Genomic DNA, 26,031 nt, shown 5'->3' with positions numbered 1-26,031 from the left:
CCGTTATTATCTACGTTAATGGTGTAAGTGAGTGTGCCACCCGAAGGCACAGGGTCTGGGCTATCACTTTGGTTGACTACAATATCTACTAATGCGGCATATGCTTGATTGGTTATCATCAAACATAACAACAATAGCCCTTTATATAACCAAACCGATAGACTACGCACTGCCCTCTCCTCTATTTACGCACTAAGCATCTAAGCCAAAAACCAACACAAGCTGCTCATAAAACTTCAGTCTTATAAACAGCTTGGCTGACTCATTATTTTTTCGGCTTTTTGACTGATGGTTTAGATTTTTTGGGCACTTTTTTACTCATATTACGAGCAGCTTTTGCAGCTTTCGCTTTACGCATCTCTTCAACAACAATATCGCCTGTTTGGTCATAAGAAATAATATTCTCACCAAAATAAGCAATCTCCACACGACGACTTAAAGCATGACCTAATAATTCATCTTCAGCCGTTTTGAGTTTATTAAAGCCTTCTGCTTGATAACTAAAGCGAGCTTTATCTATACCTTTTTTGATCAAATAATTGAGTACAGATTTAGCACGACGTTCGGACAAGGCTAAGTTATAGGCTTTACTAGCACGAGAGTCTGTGTGTCCCACTAAAATAGCAGTCATATGTGGATATGCTTTTAGAATTTCAGCAACACGATCTAAAATTAATGCGCCTTTCTCATTAATATCTGATTTATCCAATGCAAAATGCACATTACGTGGCACATTGACTAAATCAATCGGCTCAGAACTAACTTCTGGAATAACAACAGGCTCTGCAAATGGCTTTTTCGGACGTACTCTGCTCTTATCCAGTACATCTTGTACAGGTTCCGCTTTAGCAACCATCATTGGACAAGGTTTTTCTTCTGGAGGACAGAAACAATTATCAGCTAATTTGCGCGCTTTTTTAGCTAATCTTTCGGCTGCGGCAAAATGCTCTCTAGCATGTCGCCATCCTAACTCTTCATGTTCATGACCTGCCCAAACCAAACGCACTTCCATTTCTGCAATCGGTGCAGCCGCACACGCAAAACCTTGATGTTGTTTAAGCTCTGCCGCAATTTTCCATAAATCTTCACGCAAACGCACTGACTCAGGAATCACTAAGGTATCCATAGAGATACTATTATTAGCGGCTTCCATTTCTTTAATGAGTTTATACGATTCCGCTAAAGCATTCTCGATCACTTGGCTACGGTCATTTTCATAATATTCGTGCATAGCAAAATCTAGCCAAGCCTGCGCCTTAACTAAAAAATAATTTTCCGCTTCAATACCATTATTATTTAATTTGGCAATTCGACTTTGTGCAGTTTTTAAGGTCTCCAAATCACGACCAATCACTACATCACTAATACGATCTTGCTGAGGGGTTGCTAAAGTTTCAGCTACTTTTGGCGTATCCTGATTATTTTGCGCTTCTTCAGCATGAACACCCTGAGCCATATAAATTGCAGCAATACAGCACAATGTTCGTGTTAATTTATTATAGGCCAACATTTTTGGGCTCCAATGCTTTATTGGTTGAAGGCTTATTGCCTCCAAATAAATCCTCATCAAACTTAAAGCGTAAACGCATATAAGCCCCATCTACGGTAAAATCAGTACCTACTAAATCGGCATCATCATAGCTTAACCAGTTATATCCCAACGACAGCCATAAATTAGTAGTCACTAAATAACCTGCCTCCGCACCAAGTACCGTACGTTGGCCACCTAAATCACCACTTAACCATCCTGCTTGAATGCTAGTTTCCCAACGTTCACTAATATCGTGAATAATTCGCCCACCAATCAGATAGGTTGTCGCTTCGGAATCTAAATTACTCGAATTATCGGTATACCATTTGGCTGCTAATTGGCTTGCAAATGTCCAGCGACGAGTAGGATGATAATTAATATGATTAGAGAAAATATAACTATCTGTTTTGCTATGAGCATTTAACGTTGCTTTGTTATCATCTAATTTGTATTCAACTTTGGTCAACATATCCCAACGATTAATATCAACTTGACGATAAGCTGCACCTAATTGAAAACGGTTTTGCACACGATTGCCGACATTCACGCCATGATTATCGGTCAAACTCAACATATTTTTAGTCAACAATGTCCAATCACGAGAAATTTTATAAGCAAAACCGAGTGTATTTAAAATACTATCGGCACTATCAGCCCAACGTAAATCAATTTTACCTGTCGCTTTCCACAATGGATTAGCTAAGTATTCCACGCCCAAACTCGCAGCAATTGCATCACTATTACTATCACCATCTAAGGTACGTACTTCTTCAAAATTGGTATTTAAACGTAAACCTTCTGTTAAATACCAGCTATTACGCAAGCCAATAGCGGCCTCAACATCTTCGGCATTAATTGCATCACGGACACGATATTCACTAAATACGCGGCCATCTTTCATGTAATTACTTTCTACACCAATGACCGTATTATTACGTTGTTGTTGATCATTCAGACCAAAGCCACCATTAACCGATGATGATAGTTCATGTTTAGCGTATAACTTACTTTGACTATTGATCCGATAATCGCCACCAACAGAAATAACCTTGCGATCACTATTTTCGATGTCCTGTTCATACTCACCATAAACACTCGCGCCATCTAATTGAGGAATTTGAATGTTTAATTTGCTATGCACAGTCACACCTTCATAAGGAGTCACCCCTAAATTTGTGTTATTGGCAGGCAAAGCGGTTTCGTCATAAAAACGACCACCTAACTCTGCGGTAAAATGCTGTGCAAATGAACGACTAATTGTTGCTTTAACGCCATGACGTACACCACCTGTTGTCACATTCTCGGTACGAATCGCTTCAGTCAACAAATTACCCCATGAATCCATATTAATGGTTGCTTTAATACCGCTTTCGGCACGGCCACTGGTTAATGGAGCAGCTGGATTTTCAAATGCTGTATCACTTTCGCCATAATAAACACGGGCATTAATTCTTGGGGTACTGTGCAATAATTCTGCACGGCTAGCTTGCCCTAATGCTTTAGTTTCACGATCTGATTGAGCAACCTCAGCAATAAGTTTTGTTGCTTCAGTCAATTGTAGTGTGAGATTAGCACTGGCTAATTGATAATTATCATTGGGAGCATCTTCTTGAACAGCCGCTGCACCTACAGTGATTTTTTTACCTAATTGTTGCTCAACTTGAACACCACCAACCACATAGTCTTCACCTGCAACTTCTTCAACTTCAACAGTCACACGAATTGCGTAAGGGTTAAGATTGGCATCTAAACTAGGTACTGGCGATTTAAAATAAATACTTGATGTTAAGGCTTCAAACTCATAATCAGTAAAACGAGTTTTAGCTTCAGTATTAATAATTAAGCCCAAATTATTGCGGTCACGCTTAATAATTTCGACTTTTTCACTATTTACTTTTAAGCCATCAAGACTAGGCAAAACATAAGGCCCAGAAATACCTTGTGCAGGAATTTCAAATACTCTTTGTTTGGCATTAGTTTGAGCAACAAAAGTTGTCGCTTTAAAAGTATCTGTTGCGTAATGACCACGGATACCTGTTAAAGAGCGGTTATATTGTCCTAAAGATAAAGCCTCTGTACCCTCAATACGTGTGGTGTAATCACCAAACATGATGTAAGAACGACCTTTATCTAAGCGTACATATAACTTACTAGTAGATTGTGCATCAAAACCACGTACTGCTGAATCACCATAGACAGGATAGTAATCATCTGGACGAATATCACGGAATAAACGCTGATCTTTTTCTTTATTAGAGTCATAGGCTAATGTTAATAAGTATTCCCCCTTAACTTTGCCTTTTAAGAACATCGCAGCACGACCACCTACATTTAATTTACCATCATTGCTACTTGATAGATTTTGTAATTCTGCTTCAAAACCGTCATTCGCGTAAGCAGGTTGAACTTTGGCACTATCAAAATTTTTAAATGACACCATTCCTTCAACAATACCTGCTGCCACCATAGGACGTAACTCAGGCACAAAACGAATATTTTGTTCTGTTTTTAACACACCACTACTGACACGAATTGTTGATTCACCTGCTTGTGTTGGGGCAACTAGTTTGACACTAAATTCACCACCCTCAACAAATAATTGAATGCCTTGAGTTTTGGGATCTAAATCTTTGGCTCTAAAACGTCCTGCATTACTTTCTAAAGTAATACTTGTACGAGTGGTGATTGGTACACCCGCTTCGTCTTGTAATTTCACTGACACTAAAACTTCATTGCTACCATTTGCCTCAACGACTTTTTGATCAGTTGTCACCAGCAATTTAGCCAAGTTTGCAGGTGCAGTAACCACCAAGCTACGAGTACCACGCACATTACCCAAACCATCAAATTGTTTTAAGACAATACGGTTTTGACCCGCTTTTAAGTTAATACCAATATATTCGCGCGCCTCTAATCGTTGCTCGGTAACGGCCATACGAATACCCATACTTTTTTCATCAAGCACTTGCTCGTTTACACTTAACTCAAAACGTGCGCCTAAAACACCTTTAAATAAAATACGAGTTTGAGAGTAAGGTAAAACTTGTCCATCAACTAAATTTAAAATATCTAATTGATTAGAAGAGGTATTGTCTAAATAGCTTTCAAGGCTACGATTATCTTTGGCAAGCTCGATACGATTAATATCATCTTCTTGAGAGTTCTGATCGGCTTTGACTACAGCCGTTGTTAACGTGGGCATTTTGGCTTTGCCATGTAAACCACATTCATTACCTGTATAATTAACACAGCCATTAGCTGGCAAAGAGCGTACATCACTTGGATTATTACGTTCAAAAGTCAGATCTGCTTTTAATTCGCGTTCTAACTCACCTATCGCCTTATCACCTTGATTACGACGGGCATAAATTTCTGCCATCGCTGGACCAGAACAAGTCGCATTATCGGTGGTAATAGCAAAATCTGCTCGGTGAATTTCTCCCGATTTTAAGTCAACAAAACGACTTGATGGATCGCCTGCGTTACGAACATTTTGCTCAATTAACTCAACATCTTCTGGCAAAGAGGTTCTATCTAATTTAAGAACATGTGTTGTCGGACGTAAGCCATAAAAATTAAACTTACCTTCAACATCAGTAACTACATAAGTACCGTCTTCTAAAATCAGACGAACATTAGGCACCCCGATTTCTTCTAAGCCTTGTACACCATCACGATTACAATCCGTATAAACCTTACCAATCACAAAGGCTTCTTGGCTAAATACGCCTGCCGTTACTTTCACTGCTGCAACGGCTTCTTGTGATGAAGCCCCTATACTATCTGTTGCAATAACACGATTTATACCATCACCATGTAATGCACCTGTCCCAATATGAGCCCTATAGGTCAGTTTTACTTCTGCATCTGCTGCAATATCTCCTACTGTAAAACTTAACACAGGTCCAATACCACCTTGAGGATTTTGCAACACTTTGTCTACACGGCCACTGTCCTGTACATAACTAAAGCCTTTAGGTAAAGTATCTTTTACCACCACCTTAGTCGCAACCGTCTTATTAACAGACACATTACGCACCACAACGGTATAATCAACAAACTCGCCTAATTCAGCGTTTTTACGGTTACTTTCTTTTTTGATAAATAAAGAAGCTTTATCAATGGCTGGCGGATCCATTGGAATATCTAATTCTACTGGACCGTCTGTGGGTAACACATTAAAACGGCCTCCATAAGAGCCATCATCATCACCTGTTGTAAAATCACCTGTTGAATGAATAACACGATTCTTGGTGGCTGGATTATTCAATAATGCTGTTGGTGATACCACACTGGGATAGGTATAACCATCGGGCGCAGTAATCACCAAGCGATAAAAACTGCTTATCGCATTGGTGGCTGGCACAAACGGAAATCTAAACATACCGTCATCACCTGCATCTACAACACCATCACCATTAATATCTAATGTACCTGTAATAATTGTCTTTTTACAGGCTGAACTAGCCTCTGTATCAACTTCGCATTCTTTAAAATTATCATCAAATAACTTAAACGGAACTTCTTTGCCATTTTCAACACGAATTAACTTAACAGTTGCACCATTAAGCAATTTACCTGTTTTGCTATCAAACACGACACCAAAAGGGTCAACTAATAACTCTCTGGAAACCTCACCTACTTGATTGATTGGGTCTTTATAAACCTTCATTTCTAAGCCTTGCTCATCTTTTTTGATGGTTTTTCCATCATTTTCTAAGCAATGGATAATCGTAGCGGTGACTTTGTCATGAGCAATTGTTTCTAAAATCTCGTTTTGCTTAATTGGCGTATTTTCTAAACGGGAGCGTGTTGGTAAAGGTTTTTCTAAGCGAAATAAACCAGTATCTTTACCCGTTTCAATGGCCACTACAAATTCTTCATCTAAATATGCAGAATCATAATTACCTTGACTATCCCGACCAAATGCACGCACTCTTAACAACAACTTATCTGCTACACCAATTTGTGTATTACACTGTTCTGTTTCTGTTTCTAAGAATAACTTTTGATTGGCTAAAATTTTGCTTCTTAGCACTGAATAATTAGCATTTTTACTTTTAAGATCAGCAGGTTCAAATATTAAAACACTGGTTTTAACTTCTTCTTTAGTCACAAAATCTTTATAGACTTTCATTTCTTGATTTTGTGAGTCTTTTTTAATAGTTTTGCCATCATCTTCTAAACAATGAATAATTGTCACTTCAACTTTGTCAGTTGTTAACACTTCTAAAATTTGATTTTCTTTGGTGACATTTATCAACTGACGAGTTTTTGGATCACGACGTGACTTGGTTTTTAACGGGTTAGATAACCTAAACAAACTACTATCAGTTTTATCACTGGCTTCTTCAGCTATCACAAACTCTTCATCTATAATGGTGGCTGAATCTTCTAAAGCAAAAGAACGTACTCTCAGTAACACTTTGTCTGCTATATTTGGGCGAGTATTACATTGAGCAACACCTGCCTCTAAATAAATAAACCCTTCATCTGGCTTAGTCGCTGTTACTAAAACTTTTTGTTTATCAACCGTATAATCATTATTTTTTGAGCCTAACGTTGCAGCAACAACACTTAGTTTATCGACAGTATTTTTAGTTAAGCTCGAACGTGTACTTTTGGCTTGCAAATTAATATTAATTTTATCATTTAATTTTGCGTCAGCTGGCGTTGTGCCAATCACAAATAAGGTAACTTGCTGTTGAGGGTTTAAAGAAATGGCACTATTCACTAAAGAGTCCACACCTGCATCATAAACACCATTATTATTACTATCAATAAACACCTGCAAATTAGCAATATCTTTGTTATCACCAGTTAAATTGCTAACTAGAATATCGTAACTATCAGCCAAAGAACCTGTATTTTTTAACTCATGTCTCCATAAAACAGGCTGACTTGGCAACACCACTAAATCATTTGCAGCACTTAAACTAACATTAAAGCCTAAACTTGAGCTAATAATTAACTCATCATTCACCGATTGCTGTTGATTCGTATTTTTGCTTTGAGCGGTTAGTGTTAATTTTATTTTATCTTGATTTGCCAGATCGTTAGGTACAGTACCAACAAGCAATAATTTGGCACTTTTATTTGCATCTAGGCTCAATTCGGTAATTTGCTGATCTATGCCAACATCATATCGCTCATTATTGTTTATATCTTGAACGATAATCACATTTAATAAATCGCTATTATCATTAGTTAATTGAGTGACTGATAACGTATAGCTTTCTGCAAAACTACCGTTATTTTGCAACACATGAGGCAATGCAACTACGTCATTCAGTTTTGCTACACGGCTATTATCAATCAATAAACTGAAAGAGTTTTTTTGCAATAATGTGGTTACCACATTAGAAAAAGCTTGTTTTTCTTCATTGCCATATTTGTAATAACTGACAAACTGATTATTTAAGTTTGAGAGCTGCTGTGTTGTTACCTCAACTTCTACATCAATTTGGCCTTCTTGTTTAACATCAAATGATGAATAAGCAACCGCAATACGATCAATTTGTGTTAATGATGGTAACGTACCACTGTTATAACGATGATAAACTTGTTGAGACTCACCTTTTAGATGATAAAGCAGCTCCCCTCCCCCTTTACGCAGATAAATATCTTTAAAAGTGACACCTACAGGCAAGGGATCATCAAAAATAACTTTTTGCTGATTAACACCATCAATACTCACCGTAGTACCTAAGGCAACAGCATTACCTGTGTTACTAAACTCAAGGCTATAAAGTAAGGTATTACTTGGGTTATTGAGATTTATCTGGGTTTTGTTAACATTTTTACTTAAAACAAATTGTGGGGCATTGGTATAAACATTATCTGTTTGTTGCAGTACTGGCACACCTTGAGAACCAAAGACTTTGAGCGATACGCTAAACTGACTGCCTGGCAACAAAGTTGCTGGCAATTGCGCTCTAACCAACAAAGACATACTTTGTCCAACCGCAATCTGCTCTAGATGTGCTGCTGGATCAATAATGACATCACCAGCATCAAACGTACCATTTTTATTAACATCATGAATTAATTGTAAATTTATTAAAATACCGCTATCACCACCAACATCGGTCAAACTAAAACGATAACCATCATCTGCATTACCTGTGTTGGTTAAAATATGTGGCCAAAATACAACCTGACTTGGAGAAGCAACGATATCATTAGCTGGTGTTAGAGTTGCAGCTAAAACAGGCAATACTTGAACAATAACAGGCTGCGATTTTAATAGATAAGTTTCGCCTGTTTCATTGACAAACTGGGCAAAAGCTTCATTTTTTATTTGATAGCCTGCAGCAGGCATTTGCGCATAAGCCACTCCACAAAGCATCATACATAACGCAACTAACGTGCGTAACATATAAATGACTTGTGTAGAATAGTTTAAAAAATACACGATATAGCCTTTATTTTTAGAAGAATTATGTAATTGATTGGCACAAGTTGATAAACACATACGTTGTACCTAACTTATATGACTTAGGCTATAAACAGCACATAAGCACAACAGAAGACTAAGCCTAAAAGAGTCAGTAAAACCTGACTCTTTTAGCACATGAGCATCCCTGCTCTGTATTAAAAATTAATCAATTAAGGATTATTGATCAATTTTAACACTAAAGGTAAAGGTAGCAGATTGAGTACCATTTAATGTACCAACATCAGCCTGTAACGCACCTGCTGCACCATCAGCTGGTTTGGTTGGAACAGTATTCACTGTGCCACCTGTTACCACTGGTGTAGTTGCTGTAGTTACAGTACCACCTACCACTTTATCAAATAAAGTCGTAAATGATGGTGTAGTATCATTAATCAGTACACTAGTTACTGGTGATACACCTTCGTTAGTAGCAACGATACGGTACATAATACATGCACCAGGCAAGGCGTTAATGTTGGCGTTTGTGAACGCAGCATCGGCATTACCATCACAAGCAGCGTCTAAAGCTTGCTCTTTATCTAAACGGATTTGACCACCAATAACGTTTGTTGTATCGGTATTAGTTGCACTTGGCGCAGCAATACTGTTAATTGTACCAACTGCCTGAGCCAATACCGTTAAGGAGTCTGTTGTACCTGGTGTTGCACCAGCAGGAGCTTGTACTTTAGCAAAAATACGTACGCTTTCGCCAATATCTAAACCAGCTAAGCCATTACCCAAACCTGTACCTGCAGTACCTACAGTGACTGTATGGAAGTTGTTGTTACCAGCACCTGCTGTACCTGTAATAACGGCATCAGCGGCATCTAAAACACCATTGTTATTAGTATCAATATATAAAATTGTACTAAAACCAGCTAAAGAGTTTGTACCTGTTAATAACAATTCGTCCAAAGCATCGCCTTCTACTACGTTACCATTATTAGTTAAGGTGTGCTCATAAACCACTGTACCACTTGGGAACACTTGACCTGTACGATCAGTAGTCATTTGTAAGTTACGAACCGTATTGACACTCACCGCATCACGCTTGGTATCTGATGCACCAGAGATAGGCGATGTGATTTTGAAGTAAATATCTTGTGGTGAAGTTGGTGTCGCAGCGGCATTAGCAGGCACAGAAATGACCGCACAAACTAACTTGCTATCCGTACCAGTAGCAAGAGCGGAATCATTAGCGGTTATGGTACCCGTGTTGATAATAGTGGCTCCCATAGTGGCACAGGAACCACTAGTAGATAAGCGGAATACGGCTGTCCAACCTGGAGGTAATGCAGCCATAGCAGACGTAGAGCCTGCGGCTAAATCATAATTATCAGCAATACCTCGTTTATTTTCGATTAATAATGGGAAGATTACGGAAGTACCAGGATTGGTAGTTTGAGTAGTCCATGGTGTGCCACTATTATCTTCAGTACCTGCGGAAATGAGAGGCACTGTTGCTGTGGGATCATTGTCACCAGCACCCAATAAATTTTGCGTTGGTGTGGTATTGTTAGACAAGTCAGCTACGTTAGGTGTAATTGCAGTTAATGTATCATTAACGCTATTGTTTACACCTGGGTTAGCAACAGATGTTGCTGTTTTAACCACAGTAAAGCCACCAACAGGAACGCTTGAAGTGCCTGCTGGCAAGGTTGCTTTTAACACAACTTTATATTCACCACCAACTGGCAATACACCAGTATCTGGAATACCGTCACTGTTAGAGTCTTGTAAAACGTTGACACCATCAGCTTGATATAATTGGAATGATGTGCCAGCTGGGAAACCATTAACACCTGCGTTAGCATAGGTTACGTTAAAGGTATCAGCACCATTACCTGTGTTATGTATCCAGTTATCAAATACAACTACCTCACCCTGATTAACATCAGGATTGGCCACAGTCAGTGTTGGAGCAACTAAATCATTAGCACCACCATCAGCTGTTGTACCAGAGGCATTGTTGGCAACCACAGAGGCCGTTGCTGTTACCGTAAAGTTTACGGTATTCGTGTTTTGACCTGTAATATTGGTTGAGCCATTGTTGTAGCCATAAGTTGCCGTATTAGACAATACGCCCGCCATAGCAACGCTGTTACCATCGGCTGTGCTATCGTCCACTCGTACTCTAAATTTTAAAGTACCCGAAGTATTTGCTGGAACTGAGGCGATTGTTGCAACCACACGTTCCGTACCTAATGACGGTGTACCCAATACTTGATAAGTAATACCTGTACCATCAGCCGTATTAGCAGTACCTTCGTTTGGACTTGTATCAATATCATCAGTTAACGTGCCACCACCACTCCATACACCAGAGCCAGCCTGATATTTCATACCACCAACAGTTGCTGGGGTTGCACTTTTAGGTATTAAGTCTGAAATTGCTAAGCTAGTCGCAGCCGTATTACCTGTGTTGGTATAGGTTAAGGTATATTCAACGACTGTACCTGTTGGACCTGTTAAAATATTGGCAGACTTGGTAACAGTTACAACCGCATTGGTAGAAATAATAGCAGTATCTGTATTGGTATCACTGACTGCTAATAAGCCACCACCTGCAGCAGCACTAGCTGTTACAGTCGTCGTGGCTTGTTGAGCATTTGCAGCAGTTACAGGCGCATTAGCAACTACCACAAATTTATACACACCACCCGCTGCTAAAGTCACAGAGGTTACAGGTGTGGCATTATCGGGTATGCCATTACCATCCGCATCTGCATAAATGACAAAGCCTGTTAAATCAAAATTATCCCCAGTATTGTTGGCAACACTTAAGGAAATAGTATCACTACCATTACCCGTGTTGGTTAAGGTATGTGGGAAAGTAACTTGGCCGCCTGGTGCAACATAACGTGTTTCGTTAGCAACCAAATCAAAAGCACGAACTTGTTGAACAACGGTTTGTACGGTGTTAGATGTTGCTGTACGGTTAATCGCAGAAGCATCAGTATAGGTTGCAGTCGCGGTGTTACCGATTAAAGAGTTAGCAGCTGGTGCAGCAGCAAATGCACTTGCACTAAAACCACCAATAGCTACAGCCATCGCACCAGCGATGGCATTTAAACGCCAAACTTTGCTCGTGTTTTGGCAAGCCTGACGATTGTTGTCTTGAGTACGCATAATAAGAACCTCTGGTTATGCTTGGTTTATTAAGTTATATCGCCTTGCCAGCTTTTTACTGGCGCGCTCACAAATATCCCTATAATCCTTAAAGTTGGTGAGCGTCCAGCTCCACACGAGCTTTGTTGACACAAAACTCGTATTCATCTTTCAAGTGGCGAATTTGAAAGACAAAACCGTTAAGAGAAAATCCTTATTCTCTGAAAAAACTATTCTTGATTAACTTTCATACGTGCAGAGACAACAATAGATTTGTCTGCACCTAATTCTTGTAATTTCCAACGTAAAGCACGATATTCTTTGGTGGGTATTGGTTGTTTTTTGGCTGTATCCATTAAGGGAACAGCAGCAAAAGTGACATTATCAATAGAGGCTTCTACAGTTGCCAGCGGATTAGCTGTTTTTGCTTGATATTCAGTGCCTTTAGGAACAGGAATAGTCGCAACTAAATTTTTTACTGCGCCACTGCTGACATTTTTATAAGTGGCACGATACTCAATAACTTCGCCAGGCTTAACCGACTGAATTGGGGCTAAAGTCTCTTTACCATTTTCGACTGATACTTTAAATTGCTCTAACTTGATTTGAACAGGCTCTTTTTTGACGGCTGTTGCCGTTGGTGCAGCATGCAAGTTTGCCGCAAATAAAGCGGCTACAAAAATAGAAATTGTTTTATAAGAAAATTGCTTTAGTTTCACAGTATTTAACCCTTAACAACCCTAAGTTGTTTGTAGTGAATGCTATGTGGGTCTTGAAGATGTGTTAAGGTCACATCAAACACCACGCCGTTATAGTTATTGAGTGTAATCTATTGGCTTTTTATTTAAACAACGGTATTACAAAAAACTAACTGATAACGATTCTTTGATACAGTTCACACTACCTTGTTTACAATCATATCCAAAATTCACACCGTTTCAAGTTAACGATTGATGAAAGAAGATGAGTAGTAGTTTTTCACAGATTAGTGACCATCATCACAATTTTAGTAAGGAATTAAACTTCATCATTTATAAAAAAATCGTCAAATAGTTAGATATTTTTATTTATACAAGCGTATAAAAAACAGCGTATTAGTAGCTTGTCTATTTCTTACTTATAGCAGTTTGCGTTATTTTCATCTAATAAAAATAGCGTGCAGTTGTAATTTTTTTTAAACAAGACTTAAAACTCAATAAATACCATGTACACTCATCTACCAAGTGTTACTTTATTTATTTGCTGATAGCTCGTTAAACTATGGACAAGCTCTTTTTACAACAACTTTCACAGCTCGTTGCTTTACCTAGTGTTTCTTGCACTGATTCCAACATAGATCAGGGTAATCAAGCAGTGATTGACTTACTAGCCTCATGGTTAAGCCACTTCGGTTTTCACTGCGAAGTTATGCCTATTAGTGTAGGCAAAGCTAATTTAATTGCAACTTTAGGCAGTGGTTCTGGCGGCTTAGTCTTGGCAGGGCACACCGATACTGTGCCTTGTGATGCCCAATTATGGGCAAGCGATCCTTTTAAAGTAAGCGAACGTAACGGCAATTTGTATGGTTTAGGCATTGCCGATATGAAAGGTTTTTTCCCTGCTGTATTAAATGCGGCACAAGCTTTTAGCAAAACCAAACTCAAAGCACCACTGATTATTATTGCAACTTGTGATGAAGAATCATCTATGGCTGGTGCAAAAGCTTTAGTGGAAGCCAGCAAACCTCAAGCACGTTTTGCCCTAATTGGTGAGCCAACCAGCTTAAAACCGATTCGCCTGCATAAAGGGGTGATGATGGAGCGGGTAAAGATTTTGGGCAATAGTGGTCATTCGAGTGATCCCAGTTTGGGCAATAATGCTTTAGATGCAATGACGTTGGTGATGAGCGATTTAATGGCTTTTCGTGCCGAAATGCAGAAAAAATACCACAATCCCGCCTTTACTATTCCCTACCCAACCTTAAACTTGGGTTGTATTCATGGTGGAGATAACCCTAATCGTATTTGTGGCCAATGTGAGTTGCAATTTGATTTGCGGCCATTACCAGATATGAATATGGATGATATTCGTCAACAAATTGCTCAACGTTTAAAACGTATTGCCCTACAACAACAAATTCAAATTGAATATGAAGCCATTTTTGAGGGAACACCACCTGCCGAAACACCTGCTGACTCCCCCTTTGTCAAAATGGTTGAACGCTTGACCCAAAGTGAGTCTGGCTCGGTGGCTTTTGGTACAGAAGCACCTTATTTTCGGCAACTTGGTATGGATACTATTATTTTAGGTGCTGGTAGTATAGAAACTGCGCATCAACCGAATGAATATTTACCCATTAAAAACATTTCCCCGTTATTATTGTGGTTAAAACAATTAATTCACCACTATTGTGTACTTGGCTATGCGGCTTAGCCCTCACCCCAGCCCTCTCCCAATGGGAGAGGGAGTTATCGCCAGCTGCGAAGTTTAGTTTTTAGGATAGTAATAATTATGACTGATGATTTTTTGTCTCCCGATACCATGACTGAACAATATGTTCATTGGTTTAGAAATTCTGCCCCTTATATTAATGCTCATCGAGGCAAAACCTTTGTGTTGATGTTTGGTGGTGAAGCAGTTAATCACGAAAATTTTCGCAATATTATTCACGATATTGCCTTATTACATTCTTTGGGTATTCGTTTGGTGTTAGTGCATGGTGCACGACCACAAATTGATGAAAACTTAATTGAATATGGTTTAAATACACCTTTTCATAAAGGCTTACGTGTCACCACCCGCGAATCTTTACGTTGTGTGTTGGATGCAGTCGGATCAATTCGTTTAGAAGTTGAAGCCTTATTAAGCATGGGGTTGGCTAATTCACCAATGTATGGTGCACGTATTGATGCAGTTTCGGGCAATTTTGTCATTGCCAAACCTTATGGCGTGCGTGAAGGCGTTGACTTTCAATTAACAGGCGAAGTGCGTTCGATTGATACCGAAGCTATCAATAAAAACCTAATGAATCATCATGTTGTCATTTTAGGCCCAACAGGCTATTCAACCACTGGTGAAGTCTTTAATTTATTAGCAGAAGAAGTCGCGGTGCATGCGGCGATTGCCTTAAAAGCCGACAAATTGATTTTATTGGGCGAAAAAGAAGGCATTGCTAATGATGATGATCGTTTATTGCGCGAAATGATTCCCAATGAAGTCGATCAATATTTACGTGGCAAAGTCTTAGATAGTGAAATTTTGCGTCATATGGATGCTTCTCGTGAGGCATGTCGTGGCGGCGTGCGGCGCGTACATATTATTTCTTATGCCCGTGATGGCGCATTATTACAAGAACTATTTACCCGTGATGGTTCAGGGACATTGATCACTCAAGACCCTTATGAAGAAATTCGTACCGCAGAAATTGACGATGTCGTTGGCTTGCTTGAATTATTACGCCCACTTGAAGAAGAAGGTATTTTGGTGCGTCGTTCACGCGAGCGTTTAGAAACCGAAATTAATCAATTTGCGGTCATTGAACGTGATGGCATGATTGTCGGTTGTGCCGCTTTATATCCCCTACCTGCTGATGATAATGGCGTGTTAAGCGGTGAAATTGCCTGCGTTGCTGTGCATCCCAGCTACCGCAAAGGTGATCGTGGCTCTGAATTATTAGACTATTTAGAAGCACGTGCACGCAATAAAGGGATTAAAACACTGTTTGTGTTAACCACGCGCACCGCACACTGGTTTTTAGAGCAAGGCTTTAATCCTGTGTCGGTTGATGATTTACCCAAAGAACGTAAAGCCCTTTATAACTTCCAACGCAATTCGCAAGTGTTTAGTAAAAAGTTATAATAGTTCTTTAGGCTTCGACTACGCTCAGCCCACGCAAAAACACTCCCTAAGCCGAGTCATAAAGCGTTCCCTGAGCGGAGTCGAAGGGCAAGCTCCATTATTCATTTAATATCGTTTTAACAAGAGATTTAGTATGTGTGATACCCCAAATATGCGTAAGCATTCTTCCGAAGTGGTTGATGGTATTGAAGCGGCACCTGCCCGCGCCATGTTACGCGCCGTAGGCTTCACTGACGATGACTTTAACAAACCACAAATTGGTATTGCATCAACATGGGCAATGGTGACACCTTGTAATATGCACATCAACAAATTAGCCGATGAAGCTGAAAAAGGTGCAAATGCTGCAGGTGGTAAAGCCGTTGTTTTTAATACTATTACCATTTCTGACGGTATTGCTAACGGCACTGTTGGTATGAAATATTCTTTGGTGTCACGTGAAATTATTGCTGACTCAATTGAGGCTGTTGCAGGCTGTGAAGGCTTTGATGGTATTGTGGCAATTGGTGGCTGTGACAAAAATATGCCTGCTTGTATTATGGGCATGGCACGTTTAAATCGCCCCTCTATTTTTGTGTACGGCGGCACGATTAAACCTGGTGCAGGCCACACTGATATTATTTCGGTATTTGAAGCCGTTGGCCAACACGCCAAAGGTGAATTAAATGCCATCCAAGTCAAACAAATTGAAGAAGTGGCTATTCCCGGCCCTGGCTCTTGTGGTGGTATGTACACAGCCAACACCATGGCCTCTGCCATTGAGGCCTTGGGCATGAGCTTACCTGGTTCCAGCGCACAAAACGCGGTGAGTGACGAAAAAATGTCTGACTGCTACCGTGCAGGTCAACAAGTGCTTGAATTATTGAAAAAAGACATCAAGCCTAGCGACATTATGACCAAAAAAGCCTTTGAAAACTCGATTCGTGTGGTCATTGCCTTAGGTGGCTCTACCAATGCTGTTTTACACTTCTTAGCTATGGCGCATACTGTGGGTGTTGATTTAACCTTAGATGATTTTGTGCGTTTAGGTGAAACCACACCAGTTTTGGCTGATTTACGTCCATCAGGCAAATACATGATGAGTGAGTTGGTTGCCATTGGCGGTATTCAACCTTTAATGAAGCGTATGTTGGCGCAAGGTTTGTTACATGGTGATTGTTTAACCGTAACAGGTAAAACCTTAGCTGAAAACTTAGCCGATGTTGCTGATTATCCAGAAGGCCAAGACATTATCCGTGATTTTGATCAACCTATTAAAGCTGATTCTCACTTAATTGTGTTAAAAGGTAATTTAGCCCCAGAAGGCTCTATGGCTAAAATCACGGGTAAAGAAGGTTTATTTTTCCAAGGCAATGCCCGTGTTTATGCCAGTGAAGAAGATGCCTTACAAGGTATTTTAAACGGCGAAGTGGTTGCTAAAGATGTGATCGTCATTCGCTACGAAGGTCCTAAAGGCGGACCGGGTATGCGCGAAATGTTGTCACCCACTTCGGCAGTGATGGGTAAAGGTTTAGGCAAAGAAGTTGCCTTGATTACTGACGGTCGTTTCTCTGGTGGTAGCCACGGTTTTGTGGTTGGTCATATTACCCCCGAAGCAGCTGAAGGTGGCCCAATTGCGTTAATTGAAAATGGTGACGTGATTACCATTGACGCGGTAACACGTGAAATTAGCGTCAATGTCAGCGATGAAGATATGGCAAAACGCCGTGCTAATTGGACTGCCCCTGCACCCAAATACACGCGTGGCGTATTGGCCAAATATGCTAAAACCGTCTCTAGTGCTTCTGAAGGTGCTGTAACGGATAAATAAATCAAGATATTCCCTCTCCCACTGGGAGAGTGCTAGGGTAAGGCAGAGTGAAGACTCTGCCTTTTTTATTGGAGTAAACAATGACTTGGCTTATCACTAAATATTTAATCACCGCTGCAATGGTGGTTTTAATCTCCGAAGCTGCTAAACGTAGTGACAAATTTGGTAGTCTGCTTGCTGCATTACCTTTGGTCACTTTATTAACATTGATTTGGCTACATGTAGAACAACAATCTAGTAGCAAAATCGCCAATCATGCTTGGTATACCTTTTGGTATGTCATTCCTACATTACCCATGTTTTTAGCCTTTCCTTGGTTAATGGCTCGTTTTGGCTTTTGGCTCAGTCTCATCATCGCCTGTTTACTTACTATCTTTTGTTTTGTCGGGTTTGCCTTGCTTGTTAAACGATTTGGCATAGAATTACTGTAAAACTAAAACAAAAATTAAATGACCTATTGCCAACTAAGGTGAGTTAGGACATTCTTGATTTACTTTAATCACACTATGCTATTTATGAAAAACCTTGATATTGCTCATATTCGTCAAGACTATTCTAAAAAAGAATTATCTGTCGATGACTGTTTACCCGATCCTATCGACCAATTTAATATTTGGCTTGAGGAAGCTATTGCCTCTAAGGTTAATGAACCAACCGCGATGAATATTGCCACTGTTAGTGCTGAAGGAAAACCTTCTGCGCGTATGGTGTTATTAAAAGGCGTAGAAAATCAACAGTTTGTTTTTTATAGCAATTATCAAAGTCGTAAAGGCGAGCAAATTACCGCCAACAGTTATGTTGCTTTAACATTTTTTTGGCCCGAATTAGAACGACAAGTACGCATCGAAGGTAAAATTAATAAAGTTAAAGCTGAAATCTCTGACACATATTTTCAATCACGGCCTTATAGCTCACGCGTTGGTGCATGGGCATCAGAGCAAAGTCGTCCTTTAGATGCAAAATCAACCCTCGTCAAACGTGCGGCTTTTTTTGCAGCAAAATATATTACCAGTGTGCCACGTCCACCGCATTGGGGCGGTTATGGCATTACACCCGAACGTATAGAATTTTGGCAAGGTCGCCCTAGCCGTTTACATGATCGTGTGGTGTATAGCTTAGGCGAACATGGTTGGGAAAAAATTTGTTTGTTTCCCTAAAAACAACTACCAAGGTGCTTTTTGAAAATAACTGACATAACATTCCCCATCCAAACAAATCATTGGATCATGATTTTTTGGATGATTTTTTAATTCCAGTTGATATTGATAACGTTGGCCATTATCTGACACAGCAATAATTTGTTGACCATTCACCGACCAACGTCCCGAATCTTGACTTTGTTGGCTGGTTCCTCCCCACATGCCACCCCCATACGCATCCATACTGCTTTCTTGGTTATATTGATATCGGCCATTCGCTTGTAAAGTAAAACAACTACTTCGGCTGCTGCCTCCACCTGCATTGGCACTAAAATTACTGGCTAAACACCATTTACCCACTAATTGCTGTGGCGTTTGCGCTGATCCGTTTTTAGCTGTTGCTTTTTCCACATTTTGATTATAGCTCACTCGCTGCAAGACTAAACTGCCTTGTAAATCGCCTCCCTGAACAATCAGTTGTTTGCCTTTTAGCTGCCATTGATAACTTAAAATGCCCTCTGTACTTTGTACTAATAATTGATTGTCTTGGGCTTGATAATAAATCGCTTGTTGACCAATTTGACCTGTGCCATCAACATTAAATTGAATCACAAGGCTTTCACCATTCACCTGCCCTTGCCATTGTCCAATTAATTGCGTATTGGCATAACTTAACGGACTCATTAACAAGGCACTGATTAACATTAAAATTCGCATGATGCTTACTCCTTTAGTCATACTAATAGTAAAGTTTGTCACTAAGGATTATGCAACAACAAAGTATCGTAAGCACGACAATATCAATTAACGCCCAATTTAGTATTAATTTGATAACGGGTATTGCGCCCTCCTCCCTCTAATTTGACTACGCAACCTTTAGCCACTAAATCAGCTAAATGACGAGTAGCGGTGGCTTTACTCACTTTAGCCACTTTTTGATATTGTGAGGCACTGATGCCTAATTCAAAGCCTTTTTCACCCCCATCTAATAAACGATTAAGAACTTTGATTTGCTCGGGCAATAAACCAAGCTCATAAAACGTTTGCCAAAATAACTTTTTAAATAATGTACGCTGTATGTTGCTTAGTGCTTGTTGCAAGGTAGCTTCTAAAGTCTGTAAAAACCAGCAAAGCCAAGACGTAATATCCATCGTACCACGCTGACTTTGCTCTAAAATCAGGGTGATGGGTATCAAGTAAATATTGTGCTTTTTGTAATACAAAGGCCGTATAACGTGAGTGCATCAATTGTTCGGCTGTATTTGGTTTTTGTTGTGTTGCCCAAAAACGCTGGCAACACTCTCTATATATTTGGCCTGAGCCGCAGGGACAGAGGTCGTTTTTTTCATAGTTACAGGCTCTTACGGCATATTTATCAAAATAAGCCTTATTTTAACTGCAACAAATTTTGATACAACACAGCAATCATATCTGCACGACTAATAATACCTAGTAGTTTTTGGTCTCCGCCAACAACTGGTAAATAATTAAATGACTTTTCAACAAAGTATGGTATTAAATCAACAATATTTTGGCTTGGTTTTACCATTACTACTTGTCTGTGCATAATATGTTTGACCTGTACTTGCCATGTACCACGCATCTCCGATTGATTACCAAACCACTCTACTACATCCGAAAGAGCCAATGTACCAACTAATTGATGAGACTGATTTAATACAGGTAAACTCATTATATTCATTTCTTTAAAACAAGCTAAGGCTTGTATAATTTGATCATCTGCATTTAAAAACACAACCTCTTTCGTCATTATCTCGGCACAGGACTGCTGAATGTCTAAACGATGATTAGCGTATTGTTGTGCCTCTAAAATAATACTTTCTAAGTCATATTGACTAATATCTAGTAACTCCGCGTGATGCTCTAGTGCATATTCAATATCTTTGGGTTGAATGGTTACTTTTTGTGTGGGAGTTGGAGCAGATGAACGTTGGTTGATTTGTGCAGGCTGAGGATAGTGACGGCCAACCAGTCGGTTAAATATAATGGCCAATCCAAGCAGCAATACCGAATTTAACAAAACAGGATACAGCACAAAATAATAGCCTAAATTGTGTACTGCATCTCCACCAAGTACCGCCGTCATTGCCACCGCACCACTGGGAGGATGTAATGAATCGGTTGTCATCATCAAAAAGATGGCAATACTGACCGCAATACTTAATGCCAAGCTTAGATTTTGAATCCATAATGCACAACTTACACCAATAATAGCTGCAATAAGATTACCAACAAGCATATTCCACGGTTGTGCTAAGGGACTACTTGATACAGCAAATAACAAAACCGATGATGCGCCCATGGGAGCAATATACCAAGGATTTATGCCCCTTAAAAAATACCAACAAATAAGCGATGAAAGCATTAAACCAAGTAATGCACCTAGCGTACTCAAACCTCGCTCTTTAGCGGACAAAACCTTAAAATTAGGCTTTAAATAATTGAGCCATTTAAGTAATATTTTTGACACAACTCAACCAATACATTGAATTAAAAAGAAAAACGGCTCAACTTGAGCCGTTTTATGGTTCATAATCCGTTACTGCAACTGCGAAATATCCGCTGTTTTTAAAAACAACTCTCGCAAACTCGCTAATAAATTTAAGCGATTTTGACGAATGGCTGCATCTTCCGCATTCACCATCACCGAATCAAAAAACTGATCAATCGGTGCACGTAAGGCCGCCAAAGCAGATAACGCTGGTGTGTAATCACCTGCGGCAAATAATGGGGCTAATTGTGTTTGTAAGCTCGCCACTTGGGCGGCTAAGGCTTGTTCAGCCACTTCGCTTAACAAACTATTATCCACACCACCCGTCACCGTCACGCCATCTTTGCTTAAAATATTGGCCACACGTTTATTAGCAGCCGCTAAAGCTTCAGCTTCGGCTAAGTTGCGGAAGTTCGCTACCGCTTTAATACGACGGTCAAAATCTAAAGGTTGAGCTGGCTTGAGCGTTTGTACCGCTTGAATGACATCAACGGCAATGCCTTGTTCTTCGTACATAGCACGATAACGGCCTAATAAGAACTCAAATACCTCATTGACGGTATTTGCATTGCTGAGTTTGCTGCCATAGGCATTGACCGCTTGTTGACTCAAGACATTAATATCTAAGGCTAATTCTTTTTCGATAATAATGCGTAACAAACCAATCGCCGCACGACGTAAACCAAACGGGTCTTTGCTGCCTGTGGGTGGTTGATTGATGCCAAAAATACCCACTAAGGTATCGAGTTTGTCAGCAATGGCAACCGCTAAACCTGTTTTGGTGCTAGGTAAAACATCACCTGCAAATTTAGGTAAATATTGCTCATTTAAGGCTAAAGCGACATCATTGGCTTCACCATCATGTTGTGCATAATAGTAGCCTGCAATGCCTTGTAATTCAGGAAACTCGCCAACCATTTCGGTGGCTAAATCACACTTCGCTAAAATGCCTGCACGTTGTGCCAATGCCACATCACCGCCAATTTGGGCGGCAATAAATGCGGCCAACTCGCTAATACGTTCGGCTTTTTCGTACACTGTGCCTAATTGGGCTTGGAAAACCACGGTTTTTAAGCGTTCATTACGACTTTCAAGTTTTACTTTTTTGTCTTGTTTAAAGAAGAATTCGGCATCGGTTAAACGTGGGCGCACCACTTTTTCGTTGCCTTCAACAATAAACTTGGCATTGGTGCTTTTGACATTCGCAACAGTAATAAAACGAGGCAATAATTTGCCGTTGTTATCAACCAAACAAAAATACTTTTGGTTATCTTGCATGGTTGAAATCAAGGCTTCTTGTGGAACGTGCAAAAAGCGTTCTTCAAAACGACACACCAACGGCACTGGATATTCCACCAAAGCGGTCACTTCATCCAATAACGCCGCAGGCATTAAGGCTTTGCCGCCCTGCTCAGCCGCTAACTTTTCTACCGCCGCCACAATCATCTGTTGGCGTTTGGCAAAATCAGGCACAACGTAAGCCATTTCTAATTGGGTTTCGTAGCTATGCTCTAAGCTGGCTGGATAATTGGTGTAATGAAGTGCTAAACGTTCATCTTGTGCCATAAACCGATGACCACGGGTAATACGGTCAGCTTGTTGACTTAAAATAGTCGTTGGCACAACCTTGTCACCCAACAACATCACCAACCATTGGGTTGGACGGACAAATTCAACTTTAGACGCTCCCCAACGCATACGCTTAGCAATTGGCAAGTTATCTAAGGCTTGTTGCACAATTTGTGGCAACAAAGCAACGGCTGTTTCACCTTGAATATGCTTGCTGACCCGTAATTTTTCGCCGCTACGGTCGATGTCGGCAATATCAACACCATTTTTTTTGGCAAAACCTACAGCCGCTTGGGTGGGATTACCATTGGCATCAAACGCTGCTTTCACAGGTGGGCCATCAACATACACAGTGCGGTCTGGTTGTTGCAAGGCTAAATGTTGCACGCTCACTGCTAAACGACGTGGTGCAGCATAATAACGTGCATGGTCATAACTTAAACCCGCTTGTTTTAAGCCTGCTTCAATGCCTGCTAAAAAACTTTCTGCTAAGGTTTTTAAGGATTTTGGTGGTAACTCTTCACAGCCTAATTCAACTAAAAAAGGTAAAGTGGTCATTATTTGCTCTCCGCTGCCAATTTTGCCAAGACTTCATCACGTAATTCTGGGCTAGCCATTGGAAAGCCTAAACGAGCACGCGCTTGCACATAACTTTGTGCTACCGCACGTGCTAATTGACGGACACGCAAAATATAACGTTGACGTTCGGTGACCGAAATCGCACGACGCGCATCTAATAAGTTAAAGCTATGAGAGGCTTTAATCACCATTTCATAAGCAGGCAACGGTAAGGGTTGTGGTAAAGCCATTAAACGGTTGGCTTCACTTTCGTAAAAATCGAATAAATCAAATAGTTTTTCGACATTGGCATGTTCAAAGTTAAAGGTTGATTGTTCAACTTCATTTTGATGGAACACATCACCATAGGTCACTTTACCAAATTGGCCATCTGTCCATGTTAAGTCATAAACAGAATCCACACCTTGCAAATACATCGCTAGACGTTCTAAACCATAGGTAATTTCACCTGTGACTGGATAACACTCCACACCGCCCACTTGTTGAAAGTAGGTAAATTGTGTGACCTCCATGCCGTTTAACCACACTTCCCAACCTAAGCCCCATGCACCTAATGTTGGAGATTCCCAATTGTCTTCGACAAAACGAATATCATGCACGGTGGGGTCAATGCCAATATGACGCAAAGAATTTAAATATAACTCTTGAATATTATCTGGATTGGGTTTTAACACCACTTGAAATTGATAATAGTGTTGCAAGCGGTTGGGGTTTTCACCATAACGACCATCAGCAGGACGACGTGACGGCTGCACATAGGCGGCGTTCCATGTTTCTGGGCCTAAAGCACGTAAGAAAGTTGCGGTATGAAAAGTACCTGCACCCATTTCCATATCGTAGGGTTGTAACACGACACAGCCTTGCTGCGCCCAATAATTTTGTAAGGCCAAAATCAATCCTTGAAAGGTATTGATGGCTTGAGGAATTGCATTGCTGTTCATTGTTATCTGATGACTAAGAATAAAAAAGTGACCTAGTATAATCGCGGCTTAGGTGTAGGGCTAGACAGTGTTTGATTTTATTAAACATAAATGACACGCTAGACCACTGCTCAAAAAACAAGCGGCCATTTATTGACCAATCACAGCTATTAGGCTTAACTTAACCACAACGCTAAAAATGTATATTTCCTCACATTTAATCGTTTAGAAAACAATAAAATCGTGTCTTATGCACGACTAAATCTAATACCACTCATTTATTGAGCTAATTATCATGTCCTCCTCTAAATCTCTTTTTAACAATTCTATTAAACCATTAATTTTAGCAATAAGCTTTAGCTCTAGCCCTTATAGTTATGCCGATAACAGTTTATGGGATATGTCCTTAGAAGAACTTGGCAAAATTCGTGTTACCTCCTTGGCCTCTGGGACAGCTACACCTCTTGATAAAGCCGCTGCTGTGGCTACTGTTATCACTGCTGAAGATATTGAGGCAATGGGGGCGAATGATATTAGTCAAGTATTAGAAACTGTACCTGATCTTCATGTCGGTATTTCTGACCAAGTTCTTACTCCCAAATATAATATTCGCGGTATTACTTCTAGTCGCAATGCCCAAACATTAATGTTAATGAACGGTATTCCGATTACTAATTTATTTACAGGTAATCGTGGTCAAGCATGGATGGGAATGCCTGTAAAAGGCATTGCTCGTATTGAAATTATTCGCGGACCTGGCTCTGCTTTATATGGTGCGGATGCCTTTGCAGGTGTCATTAATATTATTACTAAAAATGCGGATGATATTGCAGGCACACAAACAGGTGCAGGCATAGGTAATTTTGGCCAGCATAATGCTTGGTTACAACATGGCTCTAGTTATGGTGCAAAAAAGATTTCTTTTAACTTAGAAGCGTACAAAACAGAGGGTTGGGACTCAATTATTAAAAGCGATGCTCAAACCTTAAACGACCAAATATATCAAACCACTGCTTCTCTTGCTCCCAATAAAGTGAACACTATGCAAGCGGTAGTTGAGGCACGATTTGAACTAACAGGCTTAAACGATATATTAAGAATCGGTTACCAAGGCAATTACAATATAGGAACGGGAGCTGGCTTGATACAGGCTTTAGATCCTGAAGGCCGCTTTAAAGCTGAACGTTTTAATGTTGATTATAGTTATAACTTTAATGAGCTAATTCAAGATTGGCAAATACAAACACGAACTAGCTTTTATCGCAGCACTCAAGAAGCAGAAAAAAACATTCTACTTTTTCCTCGTAACTTTGCCCTTTCTTTTGACGGTAATAAAACGTTTTTTAAATATCCTGATGGTTTTATTGGTAATCCTTCACTCAAAGAGGATCATGCCCGTTTTGATTTAAGTGGTTTATTTAAAGGTTTAGACAAGCATTTTATTCGAATAGGCACAGGTTTTTATTGGGGTGATATTTTTGAAGTAACCGAAAGCAAAAACTTTTACTCTAATTACACACCACGTCCAAGCTTAACAGATGTGAGTGATACCAAAGATGCCTTTTTACCCGAAAAAGAACGCACAAAT

Annotated in this window: 14 protein-coding genes and 2 pseudogenes; 6 read left to right on the top strand and 10 right to left on the bottom strand. The window is 39.9% G+C overall.

What is annotated here, in order from left to right; translation table 11 throughout:
• Window positions 1–265: 265 nt before the first annotated feature.
• From Q0212_RS00820 to Q0212_RS00805, 4 genes are all read right to left on the bottom strand, one after another.
• Entirely contained in the window at window positions 266–1,510 is a 1,245-nt protein-coding gene (locus tag Q0212_RS00820; protein WP_297920775.1) for an OmpA family protein, read from the bottom strand.
• Complete coding sequence (locus tag Q0212_RS00815) at window positions 1,497–9,005, bottom strand: hypothetical protein (RefSeq protein ID WP_297920773.1); 7,509 nt, start codon at window positions 9,003–9,005, stop codon at window positions 1,497–1,499. The genes Q0212_RS00820 and Q0212_RS00815 overlap by 14 nt, the downstream gene beginning before the upstream one ends.
• Before the next feature lie 141 nt (window positions 9,006–9,146).
• Window positions 9,147–12,098 (bottom strand): hypothetical protein, encoded by a 2,952-nt coding sequence (locus Q0212_RS00810; RefSeq protein ID WP_297920770.1) that lies wholly within the window; start codon window positions 12,096–12,098, stop codon window positions 9,147–9,149.
• 209 nt (window positions 12,099–12,307) lie between these two features.
• A complete protein-coding gene (locus Q0212_RS00805; RefSeq protein WP_297920769.1) occupies window positions 12,308–12,796 on the bottom strand; it encodes a hypothetical protein in 489 nt (162 codons plus the stop codon).
• 541 nt (window positions 12,797–13,337) lie between these two features.
• On the opposite strand from Q0212_RS00805, the gene argE reads away from it, so the two are divergent.
• The 5 genes from argE (at window position 13,338) to pdxH (ending at window position 18,881) form a co-directional block, all read left to right on the top strand.
• On the top strand, window positions 13,338–14,489 hold the full coding sequence (argE, locus tag Q0212_RS00800) for an acetylornithine deacetylase (protein WP_297920767.1): 1,152 nt from the start codon (window positions 13,338–13,340) through the stop codon (window positions 14,487–14,489).
• 78 nt (window positions 14,490–14,567) lie between these two features.
• Window positions 14,568–15,914 carry an amino-acid N-acetyltransferase gene (gene argA / locus Q0212_RS00795; protein WP_297920765.1) on the top strand — a complete coding sequence of 449 codons (1,347 nt, stop codon included), beginning with the start codon at window positions 14,568–14,570 and terminating at the stop codon, window positions 15,912–15,914.
• Window positions 15,915–16,047: 133 nt separating this feature from the next.
• Entirely contained in the window at window positions 16,048–17,724 is a 1,677-nt protein-coding gene (gene ilvD, locus Q0212_RS00790) for a dihydroxy-acid dehydratase (RefSeq protein WP_297920763.1), read from the top strand.
• Window positions 17,725–17,804: 80 nt separating this feature from the next.
• Complete coding sequence (locus tag Q0212_RS00785; RefSeq protein ID WP_297920761.1) at window positions 17,805–18,155, top strand: DUF3147 family protein; 351 nt, start codon at window positions 17,805–17,807, stop codon at window positions 18,153–18,155.
• Window positions 18,156–18,239: 84 nt separating this feature from the next.
• The gene (pdxH, locus tag Q0212_RS00780) at window positions 18,240–18,881 is read left to right on the top strand and encodes a pyridoxamine 5'-phosphate oxidase (protein ID WP_297920759.1); all 642 of its coding nucleotides are present in this window, start codon (window positions 18,240–18,242) and stop codon (window positions 18,879–18,881) included.
• 6 nt (window positions 18,882–18,887) lie between these two features.
• On the opposite strand, the gene Q0212_RS00775 is transcribed toward pdxH, so the two are convergent.
• The 6 genes and pseudogenes from Q0212_RS00775 to glyQ all read right to left on the bottom strand — a co-directional run bounded on the left by Q0212_RS00775 (window position 18,888) and on the right by glyQ (window position 24,464).
• Window positions 18,888–19,580: a hypothetical protein gene (locus Q0212_RS00775; RefSeq protein ID WP_297920757.1), complete on the bottom strand. Its 693-nt coding sequence runs from the start codon at window positions 19,578–19,580 to the stop codon at window positions 18,888–18,890.
• A gap of 83 nt (window positions 19,581–19,663) precedes the next feature.
• A pseudogene (locus Q0212_RS00770) lies at window positions 19,664–20,041 on the bottom strand (DUF4172 domain-containing protein); the annotation flags it as partial.
• Window positions 19,923–20,204 (bottom strand): annotated as a pseudogene (locus tag Q0212_RS00765) (YchJ family protein); the annotation flags it as partial. The pseudogenes Q0212_RS00770 and Q0212_RS00765, both read right to left, overlap by 119 nt.
• A 46-nt stretch (window positions 20,205–20,250) precedes the next feature.
• Window positions 20,251–21,354 (bottom strand): HPP family protein, encoded by a 1,104-nt coding sequence (locus Q0212_RS00760; RefSeq protein WP_297920755.1) that lies wholly within the window; start codon window positions 21,352–21,354, stop codon window positions 20,251–20,253.
• Window positions 21,355–21,423: 69 nt separating this feature from the next.
• On the bottom strand, window positions 21,424–23,502 hold the full coding sequence (glyS, locus tag Q0212_RS00755; RefSeq protein ID WP_297920753.1) for a glycine--tRNA ligase subunit beta: 2,079 nt from the start codon (window positions 23,500–23,502) through the stop codon (window positions 21,424–21,426).
• Window positions 23,502–24,464 (bottom strand): glycine--tRNA ligase subunit alpha, encoded by a 963-nt coding sequence (gene glyQ, locus Q0212_RS00750; RefSeq protein WP_107864320.1) that lies wholly within the window; start codon window positions 24,462–24,464, stop codon window positions 23,502–23,504. Before glyQ ends, glyS begins: the two co-directional genes overlap by 1 nt.
• 274 nt (window positions 24,465–24,738) lie before the next feature.
• Here glyQ and Q0212_RS00745 point away from each other — a divergent pair.
• Window positions 24,739–26,031: TonB-dependent receptor (locus Q0212_RS00745; RefSeq protein WP_297920749.1), on the top strand; the 1,293-nt coding region annotated here is incomplete at its 3' end.

Origin of the sequence: uncultured Agitococcus sp., assembly GCF_937920075.1 — a bacterium.
In the GTDB taxonomy this organism is placed as follows: Bacteria; Pseudomonadota; Gammaproteobacteria; order Pseudomonadales; family Moraxellaceae; genus Agitococcus.
Note: the sequence above shows the minus strand (reverse complement) of the source record. Positions and strands in the feature narration are given on the sequence as shown.